At 40.4% G+C, this 21,017-nt stretch carries 16 protein-coding genes and 2 pseudogenes; 16 read left to right on the top strand and 2 right to left on the bottom strand.

Translation table 11 applies throughout. The features are described from left to right. The 9 genes and pseudogenes from LG372_RS07545 to LG372_RS07505 all read left to right on the top strand — a co-directional run. Positions 1 to 146: pseudogene (locus LG372_RS07545) on the top strand (tRNA (guanosine(46)-N7)-methyltransferase TrmB); the annotation flags it as partial. Between the two features lie 23 nt (positions 147 to 169). Then, a complete protein-coding gene (locus tag LG372_RS07540) occupies positions 170 to 1,258 on the top strand; it encodes an RES domain-containing protein (protein ID WP_225742506.1) in 1,089 nt (362 codons plus the stop codon). Between the two features lie 220 nt (positions 1,259 to 1,478). Then, positions 1,479 to 2,741 (top strand): phosphoribosylamine--glycine ligase, encoded by a 1,263-nt coding sequence (purD, locus tag LG372_RS07535; RefSeq protein ID WP_125386770.1) that lies wholly within the window; start codon positions 1,479 to 1,481, stop codon positions 2,739 to 2,741. A 189-nt stretch (positions 2,742 to 2,930) separates the two neighbouring features. Next, a complete protein-coding gene (purE, locus tag LG372_RS07530; protein WP_125386768.1) occupies positions 2,931 to 3,422 on the top strand; it encodes a 5-(carboxyamino)imidazole ribonucleotide mutase in 492 nt (163 codons plus the stop codon). Then, positions 3,409 to 4,488 (top strand): 5-(carboxyamino)imidazole ribonucleotide synthase, encoded by a 1,080-nt coding sequence (gene purK / locus LG372_RS07525; protein WP_260467582.1) that lies wholly within the window; start codon positions 3,409 to 3,411, stop codon positions 4,486 to 4,488. The genes purE and purK overlap by 14 nt, the downstream gene beginning before the upstream one ends. A 118-nt stretch (positions 4,489 to 4,606) precedes the next feature. Continuing rightward, positions 4,607 to 5,872 carry a hypothetical protein gene (locus tag LG372_RS07520; RefSeq protein WP_225742505.1) on the top strand — a complete coding sequence of 422 codons (1,266 nt, stop codon included), beginning with the start codon at positions 4,607 to 4,609 and terminating at the stop codon, positions 5,870 to 5,872. 488 nt (positions 5,873 to 6,360) lie between these two features. Beyond that, positions 6,361 to 7,659 (top strand): adenylosuccinate lyase, encoded by a 1,299-nt coding sequence (purB, locus tag LG372_RS07515; RefSeq protein ID WP_225742504.1) that lies wholly within the window; start codon positions 6,361 to 6,363, stop codon positions 7,657 to 7,659. A 5-nt stretch (positions 7,660 to 7,664) separates the two neighbouring features. Then, the gene (locus LG372_RS07510; protein ID WP_042749775.1) at positions 7,665 to 8,522 is read left to right on the top strand and encodes a hypothetical protein; all 858 of its coding nucleotides are present in this window, start codon (positions 7,665 to 7,667) and stop codon (positions 8,520 to 8,522) included. Between the two features lie 27 nt (positions 8,523 to 8,549). After that, positions 8,550 to 8,798, top strand: a pseudogene (locus LG372_RS07505) (adenylosuccinate lyase); the annotation flags it as partial. Between the two features lie 54 nt (positions 8,799 to 8,852). On the opposite strand, the gene strH reads toward LG372_RS07505, so the two are convergent. After that, a complete protein-coding gene (gene strH, locus LG372_RS07500; protein ID WP_225742503.1) occupies positions 8,853 to 12,776 on the bottom strand; it encodes an LPXTG-anchored beta-N-acetylhexosaminidase StrH in 3,924 nt (1,307 codons plus the stop codon). 317 nt (positions 12,777 to 13,093) lie between these two features. Continuing rightward, entirely contained in the window at positions 13,094 to 13,810 is a 717-nt protein-coding gene (locus LG372_RS07495) for a GntR family transcriptional regulator (RefSeq protein ID WP_042749780.1), read from the bottom strand. A gap of 319 nt (positions 13,811 to 14,129) precedes the next feature. On the opposite strand from LG372_RS07495, the gene LG372_RS07490 reads away from it, so the two are divergent. The 7 genes from LG372_RS07490 (at position 14,130) to LG372_RS07460 (ending at position 20,958) form a co-directional block, all read left to right on the top strand. After that, the gene (locus LG372_RS07490) at positions 14,130 to 15,917 is read left to right on the top strand and encodes a glycoside hydrolase family 35 protein (protein ID WP_225742502.1); all 1,788 of its coding nucleotides are present in this window, start codon (positions 14,130 to 14,132) and stop codon (positions 15,915 to 15,917) included. Beyond that, the gene (locus tag LG372_RS07485) at positions 15,914 to 16,390 is read left to right on the top strand and encodes a PTS sugar transporter subunit IIB (RefSeq protein WP_000156970.1); all 477 of its coding nucleotides are present in this window, start codon (positions 15,914 to 15,916) and stop codon (positions 16,388 to 16,390) included. The genes LG372_RS07490 and LG372_RS07485 overlap by 4 nt, the downstream gene beginning before the upstream one ends. A gap of 26 nt (positions 16,391 to 16,416) precedes the next feature. After that, the gene (locus LG372_RS07480; protein WP_000617009.1) at positions 16,417 to 17,322 is read left to right on the top strand and encodes a PTS mannose/fructose/sorbose/N-acetylgalactosamine transporter subunit IIC; all 906 of its coding nucleotides are present in this window, start codon (positions 16,417 to 16,419) and stop codon (positions 17,320 to 17,322) included. Continuing rightward, on the top strand, positions 17,309 to 18,130 hold the full coding sequence (locus LG372_RS07475) for a PTS system mannose/fructose/sorbose family transporter subunit IID (protein WP_225742501.1): 822 nt from the start codon (positions 17,309 to 17,311) through the stop codon (positions 18,128 to 18,130). The genes LG372_RS07480 and LG372_RS07475 overlap by 14 nt, the downstream gene beginning before the upstream one ends. A gap of 3 nt (positions 18,131 to 18,133) precedes the next feature. After that, complete coding sequence (locus LG372_RS07470) at positions 18,134 to 18,538, top strand: PTS sugar transporter subunit IIA (protein WP_125410088.1); 405 nt, start codon at positions 18,134 to 18,136, stop codon at positions 18,536 to 18,538. A gap of 99 nt (positions 18,539 to 18,637) precedes the next feature. After that, complete coding sequence (locus tag LG372_RS07465; protein ID WP_153193704.1) at positions 18,638 to 19,804, top strand: SIS domain-containing protein; 1,167 nt, start codon at positions 18,638 to 18,640, stop codon at positions 19,802 to 19,804. A gap of 116 nt (positions 19,805 to 19,920) precedes the next feature. Continuing rightward, positions 19,921 to 20,958 (top strand): aldose epimerase family protein, encoded by a 1,038-nt coding sequence (locus LG372_RS07460; RefSeq protein ID WP_049491990.1) that lies wholly within the window; start codon positions 19,921 to 19,923, stop codon positions 20,956 to 20,958. Positions 20,959 to 21,017 lie beyond the last annotated feature (59 nt).

Raw genomic sequence — 21,017 nt, 5'->3', positions numbered from 1 at the left:
CCAAGGGAAAATGGCGGGACTTGTTTGGCAATGATAATCCCATTCATGTGGAAGTTGGAAGTGGAAAGGGTGCCTTTGTTTCAGGTATGGCCAAGCAAAATCCTGACATCAACTATATCGGGATTGAATTGGTTAGTAAGTATCTTGACCGAATCAGTGGAGACAGTGAATGAAAATTTGTAAAGATTGTTTTGCAGATGAGATTCTAAAAAACGAAGTTAATATAGCTGAAAGGCAAGCTAGCTGTGACATTTGTTCAAATAATAATGTTTGTGTTTATGATACACAGTGTGACGACTATTTAATTCCATTTTTGAGCTCTCTCGTTTCTATTTTTTCTCCAGTAGATAAAATAGAAAATTTCCCAGTTGGGCAAGAAACGCTTCTAAAAACAGAAATGGCTACAAATTGGAATATATTTACTACTAAAGAGGAGTTCAAGATTCACCAAATGCTTTCTGAGATTTGTAAAAATCTATTCGAAGAAAGTCCTGAATTGTTAACGCACCCTGTTGGAGTAAAGCAGATGTATGACCCAATTTATTTAAAAGATCATTCATTGTTCAGTAAGAGTTGGGAAGACTTTGTTGACGACATTAAATATAACAATCGTTTTCATTCAAATCAAATTAATAAATGCATTCTAAGAAAGTATTGTGAAGCTATTCAAAAGACTTATTCAGAAGGAGAACAGTTCTATAGGTGCAGGATTTCAAAAGACGGGAAACCATTTGAACCAGAAGGGATAGGGGCACCTCCTAAAGGTAAATCGGCCGATGGAAGAGCTAATCCAAAAGGGGTTGTAATGCTTTATTTAGGTGATTCAGAGACGACAACAATACATGAAACAAGAACAGGTTTATATGATCATGTATGTATTGGCACTTTTAAGTTGAAGTCTGCAATAACAGTCATTGATTTTAAAAAAATAATTGAAATTAGCCCTTTTCAAGATGGTATTATTGATGATCTTGCTGAATTAGCGATTAATAAAAAAAATCTAAAAAAGATTGATTCTGAGATGGGGCGAGTAATGAGAAATTCTGATGATATTCTAGATTATATCCCTACTCAATATATAGCTGATTTTGTGAAATCTCTAACCAAACCAATTTCTGGAGAATTAATTTATCAAGGAATTGAATTCCGCAGCGTTATGAATCCCGAAGGATTCAATTTGGCTATATTTACGCCGGATTGTTTTGAGGTAATCGACATAAGGATGAAACGAATAAATCATATTTCTTATAGCTGGTAAGCTTAATACCTAATGAAGCTTTTCTACATACTTTTAGAGATATTCCGCACTCAATGCCGCCTTGTTTTATAATGAGGCGGTATTGAATGTTTAAAGGCTAAAAATGAAATAGGTTCAGTAAGTTTACTCGATGTTGTATTTTTTACTCGCAAATATAATTAGATTAAAACGAACGTTTGTGATATAATGTTATTAAATAATTCGCAAAAGAGGTTGAGAAATGAAACTGCTTATTGTCGGTTCGGGTGGTCGTGAACATGCGATTGCTAAGAAGTTGCTTGAGTCAAAAGAGGTAGAAAAGGTTTTTGTTGCTCCTGGGAATGATGGGATGACTCTGGATGGTTTGGAATTGGTAAATATCTCTATTTCCGAACATTCTAAATTGATTGACTTCGCAAAGGCTAACGATATTGCTTGGACCTTTATCGGGCCAGATGATGCCCTTGCGGCTGGTATCGTGGATGATTTCCATGCAGCTGGTCTCAAAGCCTTTGGTCCGACAAGATTGGCAGCTGAGCTGGAGTGGTCCAAGGATTTTGCTAAGGAAATCATGGTCAAATACGGTGTTCCGACAGCAGCCTATGGGACTTTTTCAGATTTCGAGGAAGCTAAGGCCTATATCGAAAAGCAGGGTGCGCCTATCGTAGTCAAGGCGGATGGATTGGCGCTTGGGAAGGGTGTCGTCGTTGCTGAGACAGTCGAGCAAGCAGTCGAAGCAGCTCACGAGATGCTTTTGGACAATAAATTTGGTGACTCAGGTGCGCGTGTGGTTATTGAGGAATTCCTTGAAGGAGAGGAATTTTCACTCTTTGCCTTTGTCAATGGTGATAAGTTCTACATCATGCCAACAGCTCAGGACCACAAACGTGCCTACGATGGCGACAAAGGGCCTAACACGGGTGGTATGGGCGCCTATGCGCCAGTTCCACACTTGCCACAGAGCGTGGTTGACACAGCAGTGGAGACTATTGTCAAGCCAGTCCTAGAGGGCATGATCCAAGAAGGGCGTCCATATCTGGGAGTTCTTTACGCAGGGCTTATCTTGACAGCTGATGGACCTAAGGTTATCGAGTTTAACGCTCGTTTCGGAGATCCAGAAACGCAAATTATCTTGCCTCGTCTGACATCTGACTTTGCACAAAATATTACGGATATTCTGGATGGCAAGGAGCCAACCATCACCTGGACAGACAAGGGTGTGACTCTGGGTGTGGTTGTCGCATCCAAGGGCTACCCGCTAGATTATGCAAAGGGTGTCGAGTTGCCAGCTAAAACCGATGGCGACACCATCACCTACTATGCAGGGGCTAAGTTTGCGGAAAATAGCAGAGCACTGCTATCAAACGGTGGACGTGTCTATATGCTCGTCACTACAGCAGCCACCGTCAAAGAAGCCCAAAACACCATCTACGGGGAACTCAACAAACAAAACACAGAAGGCCTCTTTTACCGAACAGATATTGGAAGCAAGGCTATTCGATAAAGATATAAGAAAAAGCGACGAAGTCGCCAAGTACGATAATGGTCGCCGTGGTGAAAAGACCAGAACAGTGAATGTTCTGGTCGGGGGAAACTTTGAGACCTTAGGCTCCAAGTTTAGGAATGAAACCGAAGGTTTGCTTCCGTCCCCACCACCTAAGACCATTATCAAAAAAGAAGAAAAGGAAAAATTATGACCAAACCAATTATTTCCATCATCATGGGCTCAAAATCCGACTGGGCAACCATGCAAAAAACCGCCGAAGTCCTAGACCGCTTCAGCGTTGCTTACGAAAAGAAGGTTGTATCTGCCCACCGCACACCAGACCTCATGTTCAAGCATGCAGAAGAAGCCCGTAGCCGTGGTATTAAGATCATCATCGCAGGTGCTGGAGGCGCAGCCCACTTGCCAGGAATGGTAGCTGCTAAAACAACCCTTCCAGTCATTGGTGTGCCAGTCAAATCTCGTGCTCTTAGTGGAGTGGATTCACTCTATTCCATCGTTCAGATGCCAGGTGGAGTACCAGTCGCAACCATGGCTATCGGTGAAGCAGGTGCGACCAACGCTGCCCTCTTCGCTCTCCGTCTCCTCTCAGTAGAGGATCAGTCTATCGCGACAGCATTGGCAGATTTTGCAGAAGAGCAAGGAAAAATCGCAGAGGAGTCTACAAATGAGCTCATCTAAAACAATAGGAATTATAGGTGGCGGTCAGCTGGGTCAGATGATGGCGATCTCAGCTATCTACATGGGTCATAAGGTTATCGCGTTGGATCCTGCGGCTGATTGCCCAGCCTCTCGCGTAGCGGAAATCATTGTGGCGCCTTATAATGACGTGGATGCTCTGCGTCAGTTGGCTGAGCGTTGCGATGTCCTCACCTATGAGTTTGAAAATGTCGATGCTGACGGTTTGGATGCGGTTATCAAAGAAGGTCAGCTTCCTCAAGGGACAGACCTGCTCCGCATTTCCCAAAATCGCATTTTTGAAAAGGACTTTCTCGCAAACAAGGCTCAAGTCACTGTGGCACCTTACAAGGTTGTGACTTCAAGCCAAGATTTGGCCGAGGTTGACCTGTCCAAGAACTATGTCCTTAAGACTGCGACTGGTGGCTATGACGGACATGGTCAAAAGGTCATTCGTTCAGCAGAAGATTTGGAAGAGGCCTATGAACTAGCAGATTCAGCTGACTGTGTCTTGGAAGAATTTGTCAATTTTGACCTTGAAATTTCTGTCATCGTGTCTGGTAATGGCAAGGACGTGACGGCTTTCCCAGTTCAGGAAAATATTCACCGAAACAACATCCTTTCAAAAACCATTGTACCTGCTCGCATTCCAGCAAGCCTAGCAGAAAAAGCTAAAGCTATGGCAGTGCGAATTGCAGAACAGCTCAAGCTATCTGGAACTCTCTGTGTGGAAATGTTTGCGACTGCTGATGACATCATTGTCAATGAAATTGCGCCACGTCCACACAATTCTGGCCACTATTCTATTGAAGCCTGCGACTTCTCTCAGTTTGATACCCATATTTTAGGTGTTCTGGGAGCACCATTGCCAGCTATCCAACTACATGCCCCAGCTGTCATGCTTAATGTCCTCGGCCAGCATGTCGAGGCTGCTGAAAAATATGTCACAGAAAATCCAAGCGCCCACCTCCACATGTATGGTAAAATAGAAGCGAAGCACAACCGCAAAATGGGGCATGTGACTTTGTTTAGTGATGTGCCGGATAAGGTTGAGGAGTTTGGGGAGTAAGACAGGCCCCCAGTTATAAGGTCCGTTGTCTTACCCCTGTAAGGTTGACTAGGCTTGTCGTAGGTGAAAAATCGACAAGAGAAGACAGGTAATTATTGGTAAAAAGGAATGATTGATAATGATTAGAGATCAAGAAGAACTATTAAACTCGGTGTACGACAAACAAATTCGAGATTATTTTAAAGAGGCATTAGATTGCTATAACACAAAAGCATATAAGGCATGTGTTATTCTATCTGTTATTGCTGGCATGGACGATTTGTTTAAAAAAATTGATATGTTATCTACCGAATTTAATGAGAGTCAAAGAAGCCAATTTGATAGAATTAGAATTCAACGGAATAATTCTAAACCATTTGAAAGAGATTTGATAAATTTCTGTAATGAAGATGGTTTTGGAATTTTATCCAGATATGAAATTAAGGAGTTGGAATATTGTTTTGATTTAAGAAATAGTTTCGCGCATCCTTCTGAGGAGGAATGCACGGCAGAAAAAGCAAGATATGTATTTTCAGTAATGATTGATTTAGTTTCTTCAAAGAAAATGTTGGGAGGTTATATTTACATAGAGTCTCTGATAAATCAAATCGGTAGACAGTTTTATTATCCTGTGCTTGATGCTTCATCTGTTATAGATGTTACTTCAAATGCTTTAAAATTTGTTGATAATAAAAAGTATGTTATATTATTAAAAAAAATATTGGATAAGTTGAGAGATAGAGAAACTACAAATTATGAGTATTTTATATCTACCTTAATAGACAATATAGATGATATTGAGGAATTGAATCAAACCATTGAACCTGCGTTAACGGAGGGATTTATACGATATTCATCTTTTAAGATAATTTATAGGCTTCATCCAGATGTTTTCCAGAAATTTGATAGTATCAACAGTCAAAAAATATTAAGAATCTTACTTAAACCGAGCGCTCCTAAACAGTTGTTGTGTGATATTTTTCAAGAATTTGTAAAAGTTCACAAAAACTTGTCAGAACAAATTATACAAGATATTTGTGAAAATTTAATAAAGGAAGACAATGATTCATATGGCAAATTCTACGAACTAGATAAAGAAATGAAAAGATTCTTACGAATACTTTATGAACATTTATCTAAAGAGAGTGCTATCCAAAAAATAGAGAATATAGTTGATACATTCAAAGATAAAAAGATTAAGTCTATCAATCTTATAATCTCATTACTATTTGATCTTAAAGAAAATGTTTTAGTGAAAAAACTTTTAGATATTTTGAAAGAAAAAATTATTTCACAAACATATAGTAAAAGTAATCCAGCAATTGAAGAATTTTGTGAGTTAATGCCTAAGGATTTTGATTGTATGGAAAGTATCGATATTTTAGATTTTTCTTTTTATTATTGAAGCTTCTGAAAGAGGTTCTACAAGCGCTCATCCAATTGTTGACAACTTTACTGAGAATGCTTTTTTCCAGTATGTTGAAAAATCTATAATCGATATGAATGATGATTACTTTAGCGAAAGTTTTTATAAAAAACATGATAGGTTTATAATCTACAACTGGAGAAAAATAGCTGAGAAAGCTAAAGATTCAAATATCGCAAATAAGTATAATGAGTATTGGAAAAAAAGAATGCAGTATCAAACTGACGAATTTCAGTTTTTATAGAATAAAATAAACAAACAGAAAGGAACAAGGGCACCGTATCCTCTAAACTGAATACGGGCTACGGACTTTCCAATTGTAAACAAAGAAAGGGAATGGGTATCTAGTTTGCAGAACTGAATCTGGGCGGAAAGCTCGGAATTTAGATAAACCTCCTAGGACGGAAGCGTCCGTTGTTGGTTTCCTAAAATTCAGTCGCTTTCTAGTCGCCATTGGTATCTTAAACATGATCGACCGTTACTCTCGCCCTGAGATGGCGAACATTTGGAGTGAAGAAAATAAATACCGTGCTTGGCTTGAGGTGGAAATCTTGGCTGACGAGGCATGGGCTGAGTTGGGGGAAATCCCTAAGGAAGACGTGGCTTTGATTCGTGAAAAAGCGGACTTTGACATCGACCGTATTTTGGAGATTGAGCAGGAGACGCGCCACGATGTGGTAGCTTTCACGCGTGCGGTTTCTGAGACTCTTGGTGAAGAGCGCAAGTGGGTCCACTATGGTTTGACCTCTACCGACGTGGTGGATACGGCCTATGGTTACCTTTACAAGCAAGCCAACGACATCATCCGTCGTGACCTTGAAAACTTCACTAACATTATCGCTGATAAGGCTAAGGAGCACAAGTTCACCATCATGATGGGGCGTACCCACGGGGTGCATGCTGAGCCGACAACTTTTGGTCTTAAATTGGCGACTTGGTACAGCGAAATGAGGCGCAATATCGAGCGTTTCGAGCATGCGGCTGCTGGTGTGGAAGCTGGTAAAATCTCTGGTGCGGTTGGGAACTTTGCCAACATCCCACCATTCGTAGAGCAATACGTCTGCGACAAATTGGGTATCCGTGCTCAAGAAATCTCTACACAGGTGCTTCCTCGTGATCTTCACGCTGAGTACTTTGCGGTTCTTGCCAGCATCGCGACTTCTATTGAGCGTATGGCGACTGAGATTCGTGGTTTGCAAAAATCAGAACAACGTGAAGTGGAAGAATTCTTTGCCAAAGGGCAAAAAGGTTCATCTGCTATGCCTCACAAACGCAACCCTATCGGTTCTGAAAACATGACAGGTTTGGCGCGTGTTATCCGTGGTCACATGATTACGGCCTATGAGAATGTTGCTCTCTGGCATGAACGTGATATCTCTCACTCATCAGCTGAACGTATCATAACACCGGATACGACTATTTTGATTGACTACATGCTCAACCGTTTTGGAAATATCGTCAAGAACTTGACAGTCTTCCCAGAAAACATGATCCGCAATATGAACTCTACTTTTGGTCTTATCTTTAGCCAACGTGCTATGTTGACCTTGATTGAGAAAGGCATGACCCGTGAGCAAGCCTATGACTTGGTGCAACCAAAAACAGCCTACTCTTGGGACAACCAAGTAGATTTCAAACCACTTCTCGAAGCAGATCCAGAGGTGACATCACGCCTCACGCAAGAAGAAATCGACGAAATCTTTAATCCTCTTTACTACACTAAACGAGTGGATGATATCTTTGAACGTCTTGGATTAGGAGAGTAAAGGTAATGAACGTGGACAATGTACTAGCTTGGTTGAGTAATGTAATTAGAACCACACCGGATGGTATAATTCAATCATTAATTGTAAGTATTGTTATGCTAGTTCTTAGAAAAACATTACCTAAACTACCACGGATAGGTTCAAGATTTTCTGGGTGGATTAATAAATTATCACACTTTTTTAACAACAACTCATTAGAAATTTCTGAGAATACAAAAATAATTCCAACTCCTGCATATATTCCAGGAGAGGATTTTCAACTTAAAAGAAAGAAAACTAAGCCTACTCAATATAACAAAAATATGAGCGATTCTGATTTTTGGGGGATGATTATCTTATATTTAGTACTTATTAGTGGTATTGTTTATATGTTTATTAAGTATATAAATGAAATTTCGCTTGTTTTAAAATGGTATGGTTCAATTCCTCTGCTGACTTCAATTATAATTTTGTTTCTTATTGCAATTAGTTGGCGTATTCAAAAATCTACATTAATTTATCTTTTCTATTCAATCCCTATATCTATACTTACTATTTATTATGGAATTAATCTATTAACAATTTCTGAAGGAATGTCAGCAACCGTAACTGATAGCAGGTTTATTAGCAGTATTTATATAATATTTGGTTTATTGATTGCAGTTGCACAGCAATTTATAGCATATTTTATGATATTTAGAAACTTATTGATTCATTTTGCAAGAAAAAGAAAAGTACCTGAGTTTATAAAAAGGACTATATATAATACATCATTTTTAGAGTCGCAAGTTTTATTAATTATAATGATTATTGTTTTTTCAGTACTATCTTATTTGATGACTTCGGGTATATTGATTTCGTGGATTCAAAATTATTCAAAATAAGATGATAGGAGTTTAATAATTTAAAAAATCATCTTTAGCCAACGTGCTATGTTGACCTTGATTGAAAAAGGCATGACCCGCGAGCAAGCCTATGATTTGGTGCAACCAAAAACAGCCTACTCTTGGGACAATCAAGTAGATTTTAAACCACTTCTAGAAGCAGATCCAGAAGTGACCTCACGCCTGACTCAAGAAGAAATCGATGAAATCTTCAACCCTCTTTATTACACTAAGCGAGTGGACGATATCTTTGAACGTCTAGGACTGGGTGATTAATTAAACAATAAACAGCGAGCTTCAATCTCGCTGTTTATTGTTTATCGAAAAGACTTAGTCTTCTTTTCTTTTAGTGAGTCCATAGGCTGTTAGTGTGGCCATGAGTCCTGCGACTACTAGTCCTGCAGAATCGTGACTTCCTGTTTCAGGAAGTTTTTTCTCTGTTGCCACAGGAGCTGGACCTTGAGGAAGAGCTTTGTTTTCCTCAGCAGGAGCAGTTGCTGGAGCTGGTTGGCTTGGGATTTCTAGTTTTGGTTTTTCTTCAGCAATAGCGGCTTGTCCGTTTTCATCGCCTACATGTGTTACCATAGTTCCGACTTCGACTATTTGAGTAACAGCTTCCTGTGCTACGACACTATTTACAAGTGCTTTCACTTCCTTGCCATCAACAGTACTCACAGAGTAGAAGTTTGTACGGTGCCCGTTGACACCTTTAGTAATGACTTGTGTTTTTCCTTTGAGCAAGAGTGGATTTTCACGAGTCACTGTGGTAAATGGAATTTCTTCTTCTTGGATATCCAGTCTAGGTTTTACCTCAGTAGTTGGTGCAAGACCACTTTCATCACCCTTGTGAGTTACAGGAGCGCCGACTTCAACCACTTGGTTTACAACTTCTTTGGTTACCTGGCTATCAAGGACTGTTTCTGTTGTTTTTCCATTTTCAGTGAGTACAGAGATGTAATGAGTTCGTTCACCTTTGACTCCTGCTGTAATAATATTTTCCTGACCAGCTGGGAGGTTAGGATTTTCTTTCTTGATAACTTCAAATGGAATTTCTTCAGTTCTTGTGATGAGTTCTGGACTGGTTTCAACATTGGCAGCCACTTCATTTTCATCCAGGCTTCCTGAATGAGTTGCAGCTGGTTTAAGACCTAAGCGAGCGGCTTTTAGGTTGGCTACAAGTGTGTCAAGCTCAGCTTGTTTATTACGGTTGAGGTTGTAATTTAGAGCTGTTTTAGCTGCGTCAAGGGCCTCAAGACTTTCTTTACTATATCCTTCTAAGTTTGTAGGAGTTTTAGCTAATTCTTCGCGGAGGGCATTATAATTAGCACGGAAGTAGTCTTTGTTGTGATCTGCAAAGGCAGTCATAAGTTCAAAGATTTCTTCCTCCTTGTACTCAGCGCTTGGTCTATCTGCCCAGATAGCAAGCATACTTCCGACTGTTGGAAGGTCTACTTCAGGATATTTGGTAGAAGCTAGTTGATTGAATGGTGTTTTTCCAGTATTCTCAATAGCTTTCTTGAGGAAACCACCACCATCTTCTGGTTTTTGACCGAGAATGTAGTACCAGTCACCGTTGGTATTCAAGAACTTATAACCCTTGCTTGCTAGGTATTGAGGTGATGCGAGGTTGTAGCCCCACCAGCCTTTAGACCAGTAAGAAATCAAGACATCTTTGTCAAACTGAACATCGTCCTTGTCCTCATAATAGAAGCCATCGTTGAAGGCCATTGGTTGTAGCCCTCTTTCCTTAGCCATAGCAGCAAGGCTGTTAGAATAGTCTGCGAACTTGTTATAGAGTCCATACCATTTGAGGTAGTACCAACCTTGAGCGTTTGTCGCATCATTGGCATACTCATCTGTACCATAGTTGAAAATCTTTGTTTTTCCTGCAAAGAAGTCCATGTATTTACCGATGAGGGCTTTTACAAAGTTCATCGCTTCTTCGTTTCTCAAGTCCATAGTTGTTTTGGAGACTTTGTCAAAGTGGGCTTGAGGATTTTTAATACCCAATTTTTCCATGGCAACCAGCATAGCATCCATGTGACCTGGACTGTTAATAGCTGGGATGAGACCGATGCCCTTAGATTTAGCGTATTCAATTAGTTCTGTCACTTCTGCCTGTGTTAGTGCAGTGCCGTTTGGATCGTCGTAGTAAGCTTTAGTTCCTTCGATAATAGCTTTTTTAACGTCATCACTAGCATAGGTTTTTCCGTTGGCAGTAATGGTCATATCATCGAGTAAGAATCGAAGTCCGTCATTTCCTAGAAGGAGATGAACATCAGAATATCCGAGCTCACTGGCCTTATCTACGATGCGTTTGAGCTGGTCCAGAGTAAAGTATTTGCGTCCAGCATCGATTGAGATTACCTTGTTTTTGGCAAGTTTTTCAACCTCACGTTTAGCTTCTTCTTCTTTTTGAGCTTCTGGTGTGAAGGTCAAATTGCTGACTGCTTCTTGAAGTTTTGCAATTGCTTGGTCAATCGTGTCTTGTTGGGCACGGCTGAGGTTGCTATCAAGTGAACGGATGGCTTTTGCCGCTTCGTTAACCGCTGCGACACTTTCTGCAGTATAACGGTTAAGGTCTTTTGGTACCTCGTTAAGTGCTTTTTCTGCAGACTCATAATCAGCTGCGAAGTATTCAGCGTTAGAATTTGCGAATTGCCGCATGAGTTTGAAGAGTCGTGATGGTGAATAACGTGCAGATGGAGTGTCAGCCCAAGCAGCTACCATACCACCGATGATTGGGATATCAGCTCCTTCTGTTTTTGGTACAGAAGTGATTGGTGTGTTTTTAATACCATTGAGCCCCTGATCGAGATTGTACCAACCTTGGCCATCTGCATTTCGCCCAAGAACATAGTACCAAGCATCGTTAGTGTTTAGGATTTGGTGACCTTTTTCTACTAGAAGTTTAGAAGAAGCGACGTCGTAACCTCCCCAACCACCAGTCCACATTGAAACGATGATATCTTTGTCAAAAGTTCCGAAGCTAGTATCACTATTGTAGTAAATACCATCATTGAAGGCCATTGGTTTTAGACCGTGTGATTTTACAATACGAGCTAGGTCATTGGCGTAGGCAATAAATTTTTCATATCCTTTTACAGGGTAGCCTTCGTTTGGATAGTATTTATCAGCTTGAAGAACGCTCCAACCTTTAGCGTTTGTTGCATCATTGGCATATTCATCCAGTCCGATGTTGAAGATTTCAGTCTTTTTCGCGAAATAAGCAGCATATTTATCGATAAGGGCTTTTGTAAAAGCGACTGCTTGTTCGTTGTCAAGATCGACAGTACGGGCTGATTCCTTCCCAAAATAGTTAAAGTTAGGGTTTTGGATTCCCAATTCTTTCATGGCATTGAGGATTGCATCCATGTGACCAGGACTATTTACTGTTGGAATGAGACCGATACCTTTATCTTTGGCATAGTTAATCAAATCTGTCATTTGACTTTCTGTTAAGTGATTGCCGTTTGGATCGTTGTAATAATCATTTGTACCTTTTTCAATGGCACGTTTGACATCGTCACTGGCATAGGTCTTGCCGTTAGCTGTGATGCTCATATCGTCCAACATGAAGCGGAGCCCATCATTTCCAACTAATAGGTGTAAATCAGTGTAGCCATAATGTTTCGCTTTGTCAATGATTTCCTTGAGTTGTTCTGGTGAGAAATATTTACGTCCAGCATCAATAGAAACAATTTTCTTTTTAGCTAGTTTTTCATTTACAGTTGTAGCACGTTCCTTTCCTGCCTCTGTTGCCGGTTTGTCAGCCTCTGCTTTCGCTACATCTTTTTTAGCTGGTTTATCCTTGTCAGTCTTGTCAGTATTTGACTCTTTAGAATCAGCCTCTTTCTTAGGGCTAGCTTCTTCTGCCTTTTTATTAGCAGTTTCTTTTTCAGCAGAAGTTGGAGTTACCACTTCTTCTTTATCACTAGGAGTTGAACTAACTTCCTCTTGTGGTTTTTCTTCTGTTTTTGGAAGACTAGCTACCTTATCAGCAGCTGGAATTTCTGTTTCTACAGTTTTTGGAGCTTCTGGTTGAAGCTCTGCTTTAGGTGTTTCCTCAGTCCGATTTTCGGATGATTGAGGGGAATCAGAAACCGTATGGATGGTCGGTTGGTTTTCTGTAGTAGTAGGAGTAACTCCATCGGCTGTAACAGTCTGTGCTTGGAAGGCGAATCCAATTAGAACAGAAGCTGCTCCTACAGCGTATTTACGAATAGAAAAACGCTGTTGTTTTTCATGTTTCATTGCAAAACCTCCTGATTGCATTGTTATATTGATAGCGTTTACATAAATCAACACCTTTATTTTATTTCTTATATTAACGAGAGTCAAGAGGAGATGACAAAAAACTATAATAAGTATAAAAAAATATAAAATTTAAACTTAAGATTTCAGATTGGTCGGAAAAGATACATATATATATCTAGTAGAATCTTTTTGGTTCTATTTCTATAAAATACTCCACAAATTATAGAATCTTCCAAAAATAGGTAAGCGCTACCTTTTTGGTGTGGTATAATAAGTATAGAAAAAGCCCAAGCGTTTAGGCTCAGGCTTTCTTCTTAGTGATCACGGTCACATGAAATGAATTTGATTTTGTAGTAATCCGCTCGTTTGTATGTTTCGCTGAATGCGAGAACTTGACCAGTAGACTCTAGTTTAGTAGTCTTGGTTTGTAAAACGGTTGGGAATTGTTCATCGACTCCGAGGACCGAAGCCGCATGTTCTGGAGTTGGAAATGCTATTTCATTGATTTCTTCAAAATGTTCATCATTCATGTGAATGTGGTAATCCAATTTGAAACGGTTATAGATAGAGCTATAATATTCAAGATTTGGATAATTTGCGTTGATGTATTGTTCTGGAATGTAAGATGTATGGTAGATGTAAACAACACCACCTGTTTCGCGAACGCGTTCAATCTTGTAGTAGAACTGATCTCCGCGTAGTCCGAGTTTTTCTAAGTAGCTTAGTTTGTTTCCACGCTCAATAGAAAGGACGGTAACTTTATCATCTTTAGTTTCAAAAACTTCTACATCTGAAAACTCTACGAGTTTATGTTTGCGTGCGCGTGAAACGAATGTACCCTTTCCTTGTTGACGGACAATATAGCCATCCTTGGCAAGGTCGTTTAAGGCGCGGACAACTGTGATAGAACTCACATCATACATTGCAATCAATTCAGCTTCAGTGTAGAATTTATCTCCACTGGCAAATTGACCAGAAATGATTTTGTTCTTTAACTCATCTTTAATATATTGATACTTTGGAATTGCCATATTTTCACCTCGATTTTCCTTCTCCGTTAAAGATTTTACCATAAAACTGGAAAGAATAGTAGCCTTTTGAATAAAAAAATTAGAATAATAGGCTATAAGGTTAATTTACATAGGAATAAATAGAAAAATCTACATTTTTATACATGGTGCTAAAATGTTGTTATGACTATAGATTACGAGATTTTTATAAGTTTTTTGTGTAAAATTTAGTGAAAAATGAAAAAAATTGTGAAAACCTATTGACAAATGCAAGATATTGAGATATATTTACTATATCAACAAATGAAAGCGTAAACTTTAGTTGTCAGAAGGTAAGAACATGACACGATTTGAGATACGAGATGATTTTTATCTCGATGGAAAATCATTTAAGATTTTATCTGGCGCCATTCATTATTTTAGGGTTCCTCCAGAAGATTGGTATCATTCGCTCTATAACTTGAAGGCTCTTGGTTTTAATACAGTAGAGACTTATGTGGCCTGGAATTTACACGAGCCTCGTGAGGGTGAGTTTCACTTTGAAGGAGCTCTGGATTTGAAGCGATTTCTTGAGACAGCACAAGATTTGGGTCTCTACGCTATCGTTCGTCCCTCTCCCTTCATCTGTGCGGAGTGGGAATTCGGTGGCTTACCAGCCTGGCTCTTAACAAAGAATATGAGACTTCGTTCCTCAGATCCTGCTTATATTGAAGCTGTCGGTCGCTACTATGACCAGCTCTTGTCACAGTTGGTGCCACATTTGTTGGACAATGGTGGCAATATCCTCATGATGCAGGTTGAAAATGAGTATGGTTCTTATGGAGAAGATAAGGCTTATCTGAGAACAATTCGACAGTTGATGGAAGAGCGTGGCGTAACCTGTCCTCTCTTTACATCAGATGGTCCATGGAGAGCTACTCTGAAAGCTGGAACCTTAATCGAAGATGACCTCTTTGTAACAGGAAACTTTGGTTCTAAAGCTCCGTACAATTTTTCACAGATGCAGGAATTCTTTGATGAACATGGCAAGAAATGGCCACTCATGTGTATGGAGTTCTGGGATGGCTGGTTCAATCGTTGGAAGGAACCGATTATCACACGGGATCCCAAAGAATTGGCAGAAGCTGTTCGAGAGGTTTTGGAACAAGGCTCCATCAATCTTTACATGTTCCACGGTGGTACAAACTTTGGCTTCATGAATGGTTGCTCGGCTAGAGGAACCTTGGATTTGCCACAAGTTACATCTTATGATTACGATGCCCTTCTAGATGAAGAAGGAAATCCAACTGCCAAATATCTGGCAGTCAAGAAGATGATGGCAACACATTTTCCAGAGTATCCGCAGTTGGAACCACTCTACAAAGAGAGTATGGAGTTGGATGCTATTCCACTAGTTGAAAAAGTTTCCTTGTTTGAAACCTTGGATAGCTTATCTAGTCCAGTAGAAAGCCTCTATCCTAAAAAGATGGAGGAGTTGGGACAAAGCTATGGCTATCTACTCTATCGAACAGAAACAAACTGGGATGCAGAAGAAGAAAGACTTCGTATCATTGACGGTCGAGATAGGGCTCAGCTTTATGTCGATGGTCAGTGGGTAGAAACCCAATATCAGACAGAGATTGGGGAAGATATTTTTTATCAAGGTAAAAAGAAAGCGCTATCTAGGATAGATATCTTGGTAGAAAATATGGGGCGTGTCAACTATGGACATAAGTTCTTAGCAGATACGCAACGTAAGGGAATTCGGACAGGGGTTTGTAAGGATTTGCACTTCTTATTAAACTGGAAACACTATCCACTCCCACTGGATAATCCTGAGAAAATTGATTTTTCAAAAGGATGGACAGAAAAGCAACCAGCCTTTTATGCTTATGATTTTACAATCGAAGCGCCAAAGGATACTTACCTAGACTTGTCTGAGTTTGGTAAGGGAGTTGCCTTTGTCAATGGGCAGAATCTAGGACGTTTTTGGAACGTCGGCCCAACCCTCTCGCTTTATATCCCTCATAGCTATCTCAAGGAAGGTGATAACCGCATCATTATCTTTGAAACAGAAGGTGAATATAAAGAAGAGATTTATTTAACTCGTAAACCTACACTAAAACACATAAAGGGGGAAAACTTATGACAATTGTAGGATGCCGTATCGATGGACGTTTGATCCACGGACAAGTAGCCAATCTTTGGGCTGGAAAACTAAATGTTTCACGTATTATGGTTGTAGATGACGAAGTTGTCAACAACGACGTTGAAAAGAGTGGTTTGAAACTAGCGACACCACCAGGTGTAAAATTGAGTATTTTGCCAATTGAGAAAGCGGCAGCCAATATTCTTGCTGGAAAATACGATAGCCAACGTCTCTTTATCGTGGCTCGTAAACCAGACCGCTTCCTTGGCTTGGTCGAAGCAGGTGTACCACTGGAAACCCTCAATGTTGGGAATATGTCTCAAACACCAGAAACTCGTGCCATCACACGTTCTATCAACGTAGTGGACAAGGATGTGGAAGATTTCCACAAATTGGCAGAAAAAGGTGTTAAACTTACTGCTCAAATGGTTCCAAATGATCCAATTTCAGACTTTTTGAGCTTATTAAAATAGGAAAAAATTTTTAGGAGGTCATTGTTATGATACAATGGTGGCAAATTTTACTTCTCACTTTGTACTCAGCTTATCAAATCTGTGATGAGTTGACGATCGTTTCATCTGCAGGTTCCCCTGTATTTGCTGGTTTCATTACTGGTTTAATTATGGGAGATGTGACTACTGGTCTGCTTATCGGTGGTAACTTGCAACTGTTCGTTCTTGGGGTTGGTACCTTCGGTGGTGCTTCTCGTATCGACGCAACTTCTGGTGCGGTTCTTGCGACAGCCTTCTCTGTTTCACAAGGAATTGATGCATCACTTGCGATTACAACAATCGCTGTGCCAGTAGCAGCTCTCTTGACTTACTTCGACGTTCTTGGACGTATGACAACTACTTTCTTCGCTCACCGTGTGGATGCTGCAATCGAACGCTTTGACTATAAAGGTATTGAACGCAACTACTTGCTTGGTGCGATTCCTTGGGCTCTATCTCGTGCCCTTCCAGTCTTCTTTGCCCTTGCTTTTGGTGGTGCCTTCGTACAATCAGTGGTAGACTTCGTTGAAGCCTACAAATGGGTTGCAGATGGCTTGACACTTGCAGGACGTATGCTTCCAGGTCTTGGATTTGCAATCTTGCTTCGTTACCTTCCAGTTAAACGTAACCTTCACTACCTTGCAATGGGATTTGGTTTGACAGCAATGTTGACTGTTCTTTACTCATATGTAACAGGTCTTGGTGGCGCTGTTGCAGGTATTATCGGTACTCTACCTAAAGATGTTGCTGAAAAAATTGGTTTCGTGAACAACTTCAAAGGATTGTCTATGATTGGTATCTCTATCGTAGGTATCTTCCTAGCAGTGCTTCACTTCAAAAATAGCCAAAAAGTAGCTGTAGCAGCACCTTCTACACCATCAGAAAGTGGGGAAATCGAAGATGACGAATTCTAATTACAAACTTACAAAAGAAGATTTTAATCAAATCAACAAACGTAGCTTGTTTACTTTCCAATTAGGTTGGAACTATGAACGTATGCAAGCTTCTGGCTACCTTTACATGATCTTGCCTCAATTGCGTAAAATGTATGGGGATGGAACTCCTGAATTGAAAGAAATGATGAAAGTTCATACTCAATTCTTCAATACTTCACCATTCTTCCACACAATTATCGCTGGTTTTGACCTTGCCATGGAAGAAAAAGATGGTGTAGGTTCAAAAGATGCCGTTAACGGTATCAAGACAGGTTTGATGGGACCATTCGCTCCTCTTGGAGATACTATCTTTGGTTCACTTGTACCTGCTATCATGGGATCTATCGCAGCAACTATGGCTATCGCTGGCCAACCTTGGGGTATCTTCCTTTGGATCGCAGTTGCAGCAGCGTATGACATCTTCCGTTGGAAACAGTTGGAATTTGCTTACAAAGAAGGGGTTAACCTTATCAACAACATGCAAAGTACTTTGACAGCCTTGATTGACGCTGCATCTGTACTTGGTGTCTTCATGATGGGTGCTCTTGTAGCAACAATGATCAACTTTGAAGTTTCTTATAAATTGCCAATCGGTGAAAAGATGATTGACTTCCAAGACATCTTGAACTCAATCTTCCCACGCTTGCTTCCAGCAATCTTTACTGCCTTTATCTTCTGGTTGCTTGGTAAGAAAGGTATGAACTCTACAAAAGCAATTGGTATCATCATTGCTCTTGCATTAGGTCTTTCATTCATCGGTAAATTCTTACTTGGAATGGGCGCATAATTTATGGTTAAATCATTAATTTTGGTGAGTCATGGTCGCTTCTGTGAAGAACTTAAAGGTAGCACAGAAATGATTATGGGTCCACAAGAAAATATTCATGCTGTAGCTCTTCTTCCAGAAGATGGTCCAGAAGAATTTACTGCAAAATTTGAAGCAGCTATTGAAGGTTTGGATGATTTCCTAGTCTTTGCGGATCTTCTCGGTGGAACACCATGTAACGTGGTCAGCCGTTTGATCATGGAAGGTCGTGACATCGAACTTTACGCAGGGATGAATCTGCCAATGGTGATTGAATTTATCAATGCGAGCCTTACAGGCGCAGATGCGGACTATAAGAACCGTGCTGCAGAAAGTATTGTGAAAGTCAATGACCTCTTAGCGGGCTTCGATGATGACGAAGATGAATAAGATGTGACAACGTGAAAATTGTTAGAGCATTTTATATAGAATATACATGGGAATGGGGCTTACTCCCATTCCCATCTTTAATAGAAAAAGAGGAACTCAATGCTACATTATACAAAAGAAGACTTGCTCGAATTGGGTGCAGAAATCACTACACGTGAAATCTACCAACAGCCTGATGTATGGAAAGAAGCTTTTGAATCTTATCAAGCAAAACGTGAAGAAATTGCAGCCTTCCTACAAGGGATTGCTGATAAACATGACTATATCAAGGTTATCTTGACAGGTGCAGGGACTTCTGCTTATGTAGGAGATACCTTGGTACCTTACTTTAAGGAAGTCTATGACGAACGCAAATGGAATTTCAATGCTATTGCGACAACTGATATCGTTGCCAATCCAGAAACTTATTTGAAAAAAGATGTGGCAACTGTCCTTGTGTCTTTTGCTCGTAGTGGGAACTCACCTGAAAGTGTGGCGACTGTTGATTTGGCCAAAGCCTTGGTGGATGAGCTTTATCAAGTGACGATTACTTGTGCTGCAGATGGGAAATTGGCTCTTCAAGCTCATGGAGATGACCGCAATCTCTTGCTTTTGCAACCAGCTGCCTCTAATGATGCTGGATTTGCTATGACTTCTAGCTTTACATCTATGATGTTGACAGCTCTCTTGGTCTTTGATCCTACAGAATTTGCTGTTAAAGCTGAACGTTTTGAAGTTGTATCTAGTCTTGCCCGTAAAATTCTAGACAATGCAGAAGATGTCAAAGAGCTTGTTGATTTAGACTTTAACCGTGTTATCTACCTTGGCGCTGGTCCTTTCTTTGGCCTTGCTCATGAAGCTCAGCTCAAGATTTTGGAATTGACAGCTGGTCAAGTTGCGACCATGTATGAAAGCCCAGTTGGCTTCCGTCACGGTCCAAAATCTCTTATTAACGAAGATACAGTTGTTTTGGTCTTTGGTACAACGACAGACTACACTCGTAAGTACGACTTGGACTTGGTTCGTGAAGTTGCTGGTGACCAGATTGCTCGTCGTGTTGTGCTTTTGAGTGATCAAGCCTTTGGTCTTGAAAATGTCAAAGAAGTGGCCCTTGGTTGTGGCGGTGTCTTGAACGATATTTACCGTGTCTTCCCTTACATCGTTTATGCCCAACTCTTTGCCCTATTGACTTCACTCAAGGTAGAAAATAAACCAGATACACCGTCTCCTACAGGTACAGTAAACCGTGTGGTACAAGGTGTTATCATCCACGAATATCAAAAGTAATACTGCGTTTATAGATTCTTGATAAAGGGGTTTGTAAATCATACAAGTAAACCATAGATTGTCAATTCGCTTTCTATGGTTTGTTTGATTGAGAGAAATAGAAAAAGGAGAAGAGAATGAAAGCATACACAGAGCGTGTATTTGGAAATGTTGAGGGCAAGGATGTCTTGGCCTATCGCTTTGAGACGGACGGTGGCTACCAGCTTGAGGTTATGACTTATGGTGCGACTATCTTGCGCTATGTCACACCTGACAAGGCTGGAAATTTTGCCAATGTTATCTTGGGTTTTGATGATTTTGATAGCTATGTAGGCAATAGCCCCAAGCATGGAGCTAGCGTAGGTCCTGTGGCAGGCCGTATTGCAGGTGCGACCTTTGAGCTTAATGGCAAGAACTATGACCTTGAAGTCAACAATGCTAGCAACTGTAACCATAGTGGTTCAACTGGTTGGGATTCTAGCTTGTTTGAACTAGTTGAAGTGAGCGACCATGGTTTGACCCTCTACATAGAGCGTACAGATGGGACAGGAGGATTTCCTGGAAATCTCAAGATTTGGATCAGTTATCACTTGGAAGAAACTGGTGCCTATGAAATCAGCTACAAGGTAACGACAGATCAGGATACGCTGGTTAATCCAACCAATCACAGCTACTTCAACTTGTCTGGTGATTTCACACAGACAATTGACCGCCATGTCTTCCAACTAAACACAGAGGGCATTTATCCAATCGCTCCCGACGGTGTTCCGGCTAAAACTCCAGATGCTAATCGTGATGTGGTTAAACACATCTACAATGGTGCCTTGTTGAAAGACATCTTTGCAGAGGATGATGAGCAAATCCAACTGGTATCTGGTTTGGATCATCCATTTGCCCTTCCTGCAGGTCATGACAATGCTGGTTTCCTTTATGACCAAAATTCAGGTCGCTTCCTGCTTTTCAAGACAGAGGCTCCATGCTTTGTAGTCTACACAGCAAACTTTGTGGATGAGAGTGTCATCATAGGAGGTCAGCCAATGGTACAGCACAATGGGATTGCCCTTGAAGCGCAGGCTTTACCAGATGCCATTCATAGCGACCTCAAAGACAAAGTTATTCTTAAAGCCGGTCAAACCTTTACAAGCAAGACACGTTATGAGCTTGTTGTGAAATAAAAATTTAGAAATATGATAGGTGTTCCAGAAGTTAGGTATCTAATTTTAGGAATGCCTTT

The organism is Streptococcus sp. Marseille-Q5112, assembly GCF_916700555.1.
In the GTDB taxonomy this organism is placed as follows: Bacteria; Bacillota; Bacilli; order Lactobacillales; family Streptococcaceae; genus Streptococcus; species Streptococcus symci.
Note: the sequence above shows the minus strand (reverse complement) of the source record. Positions and strands in the feature narration are given on the sequence as shown.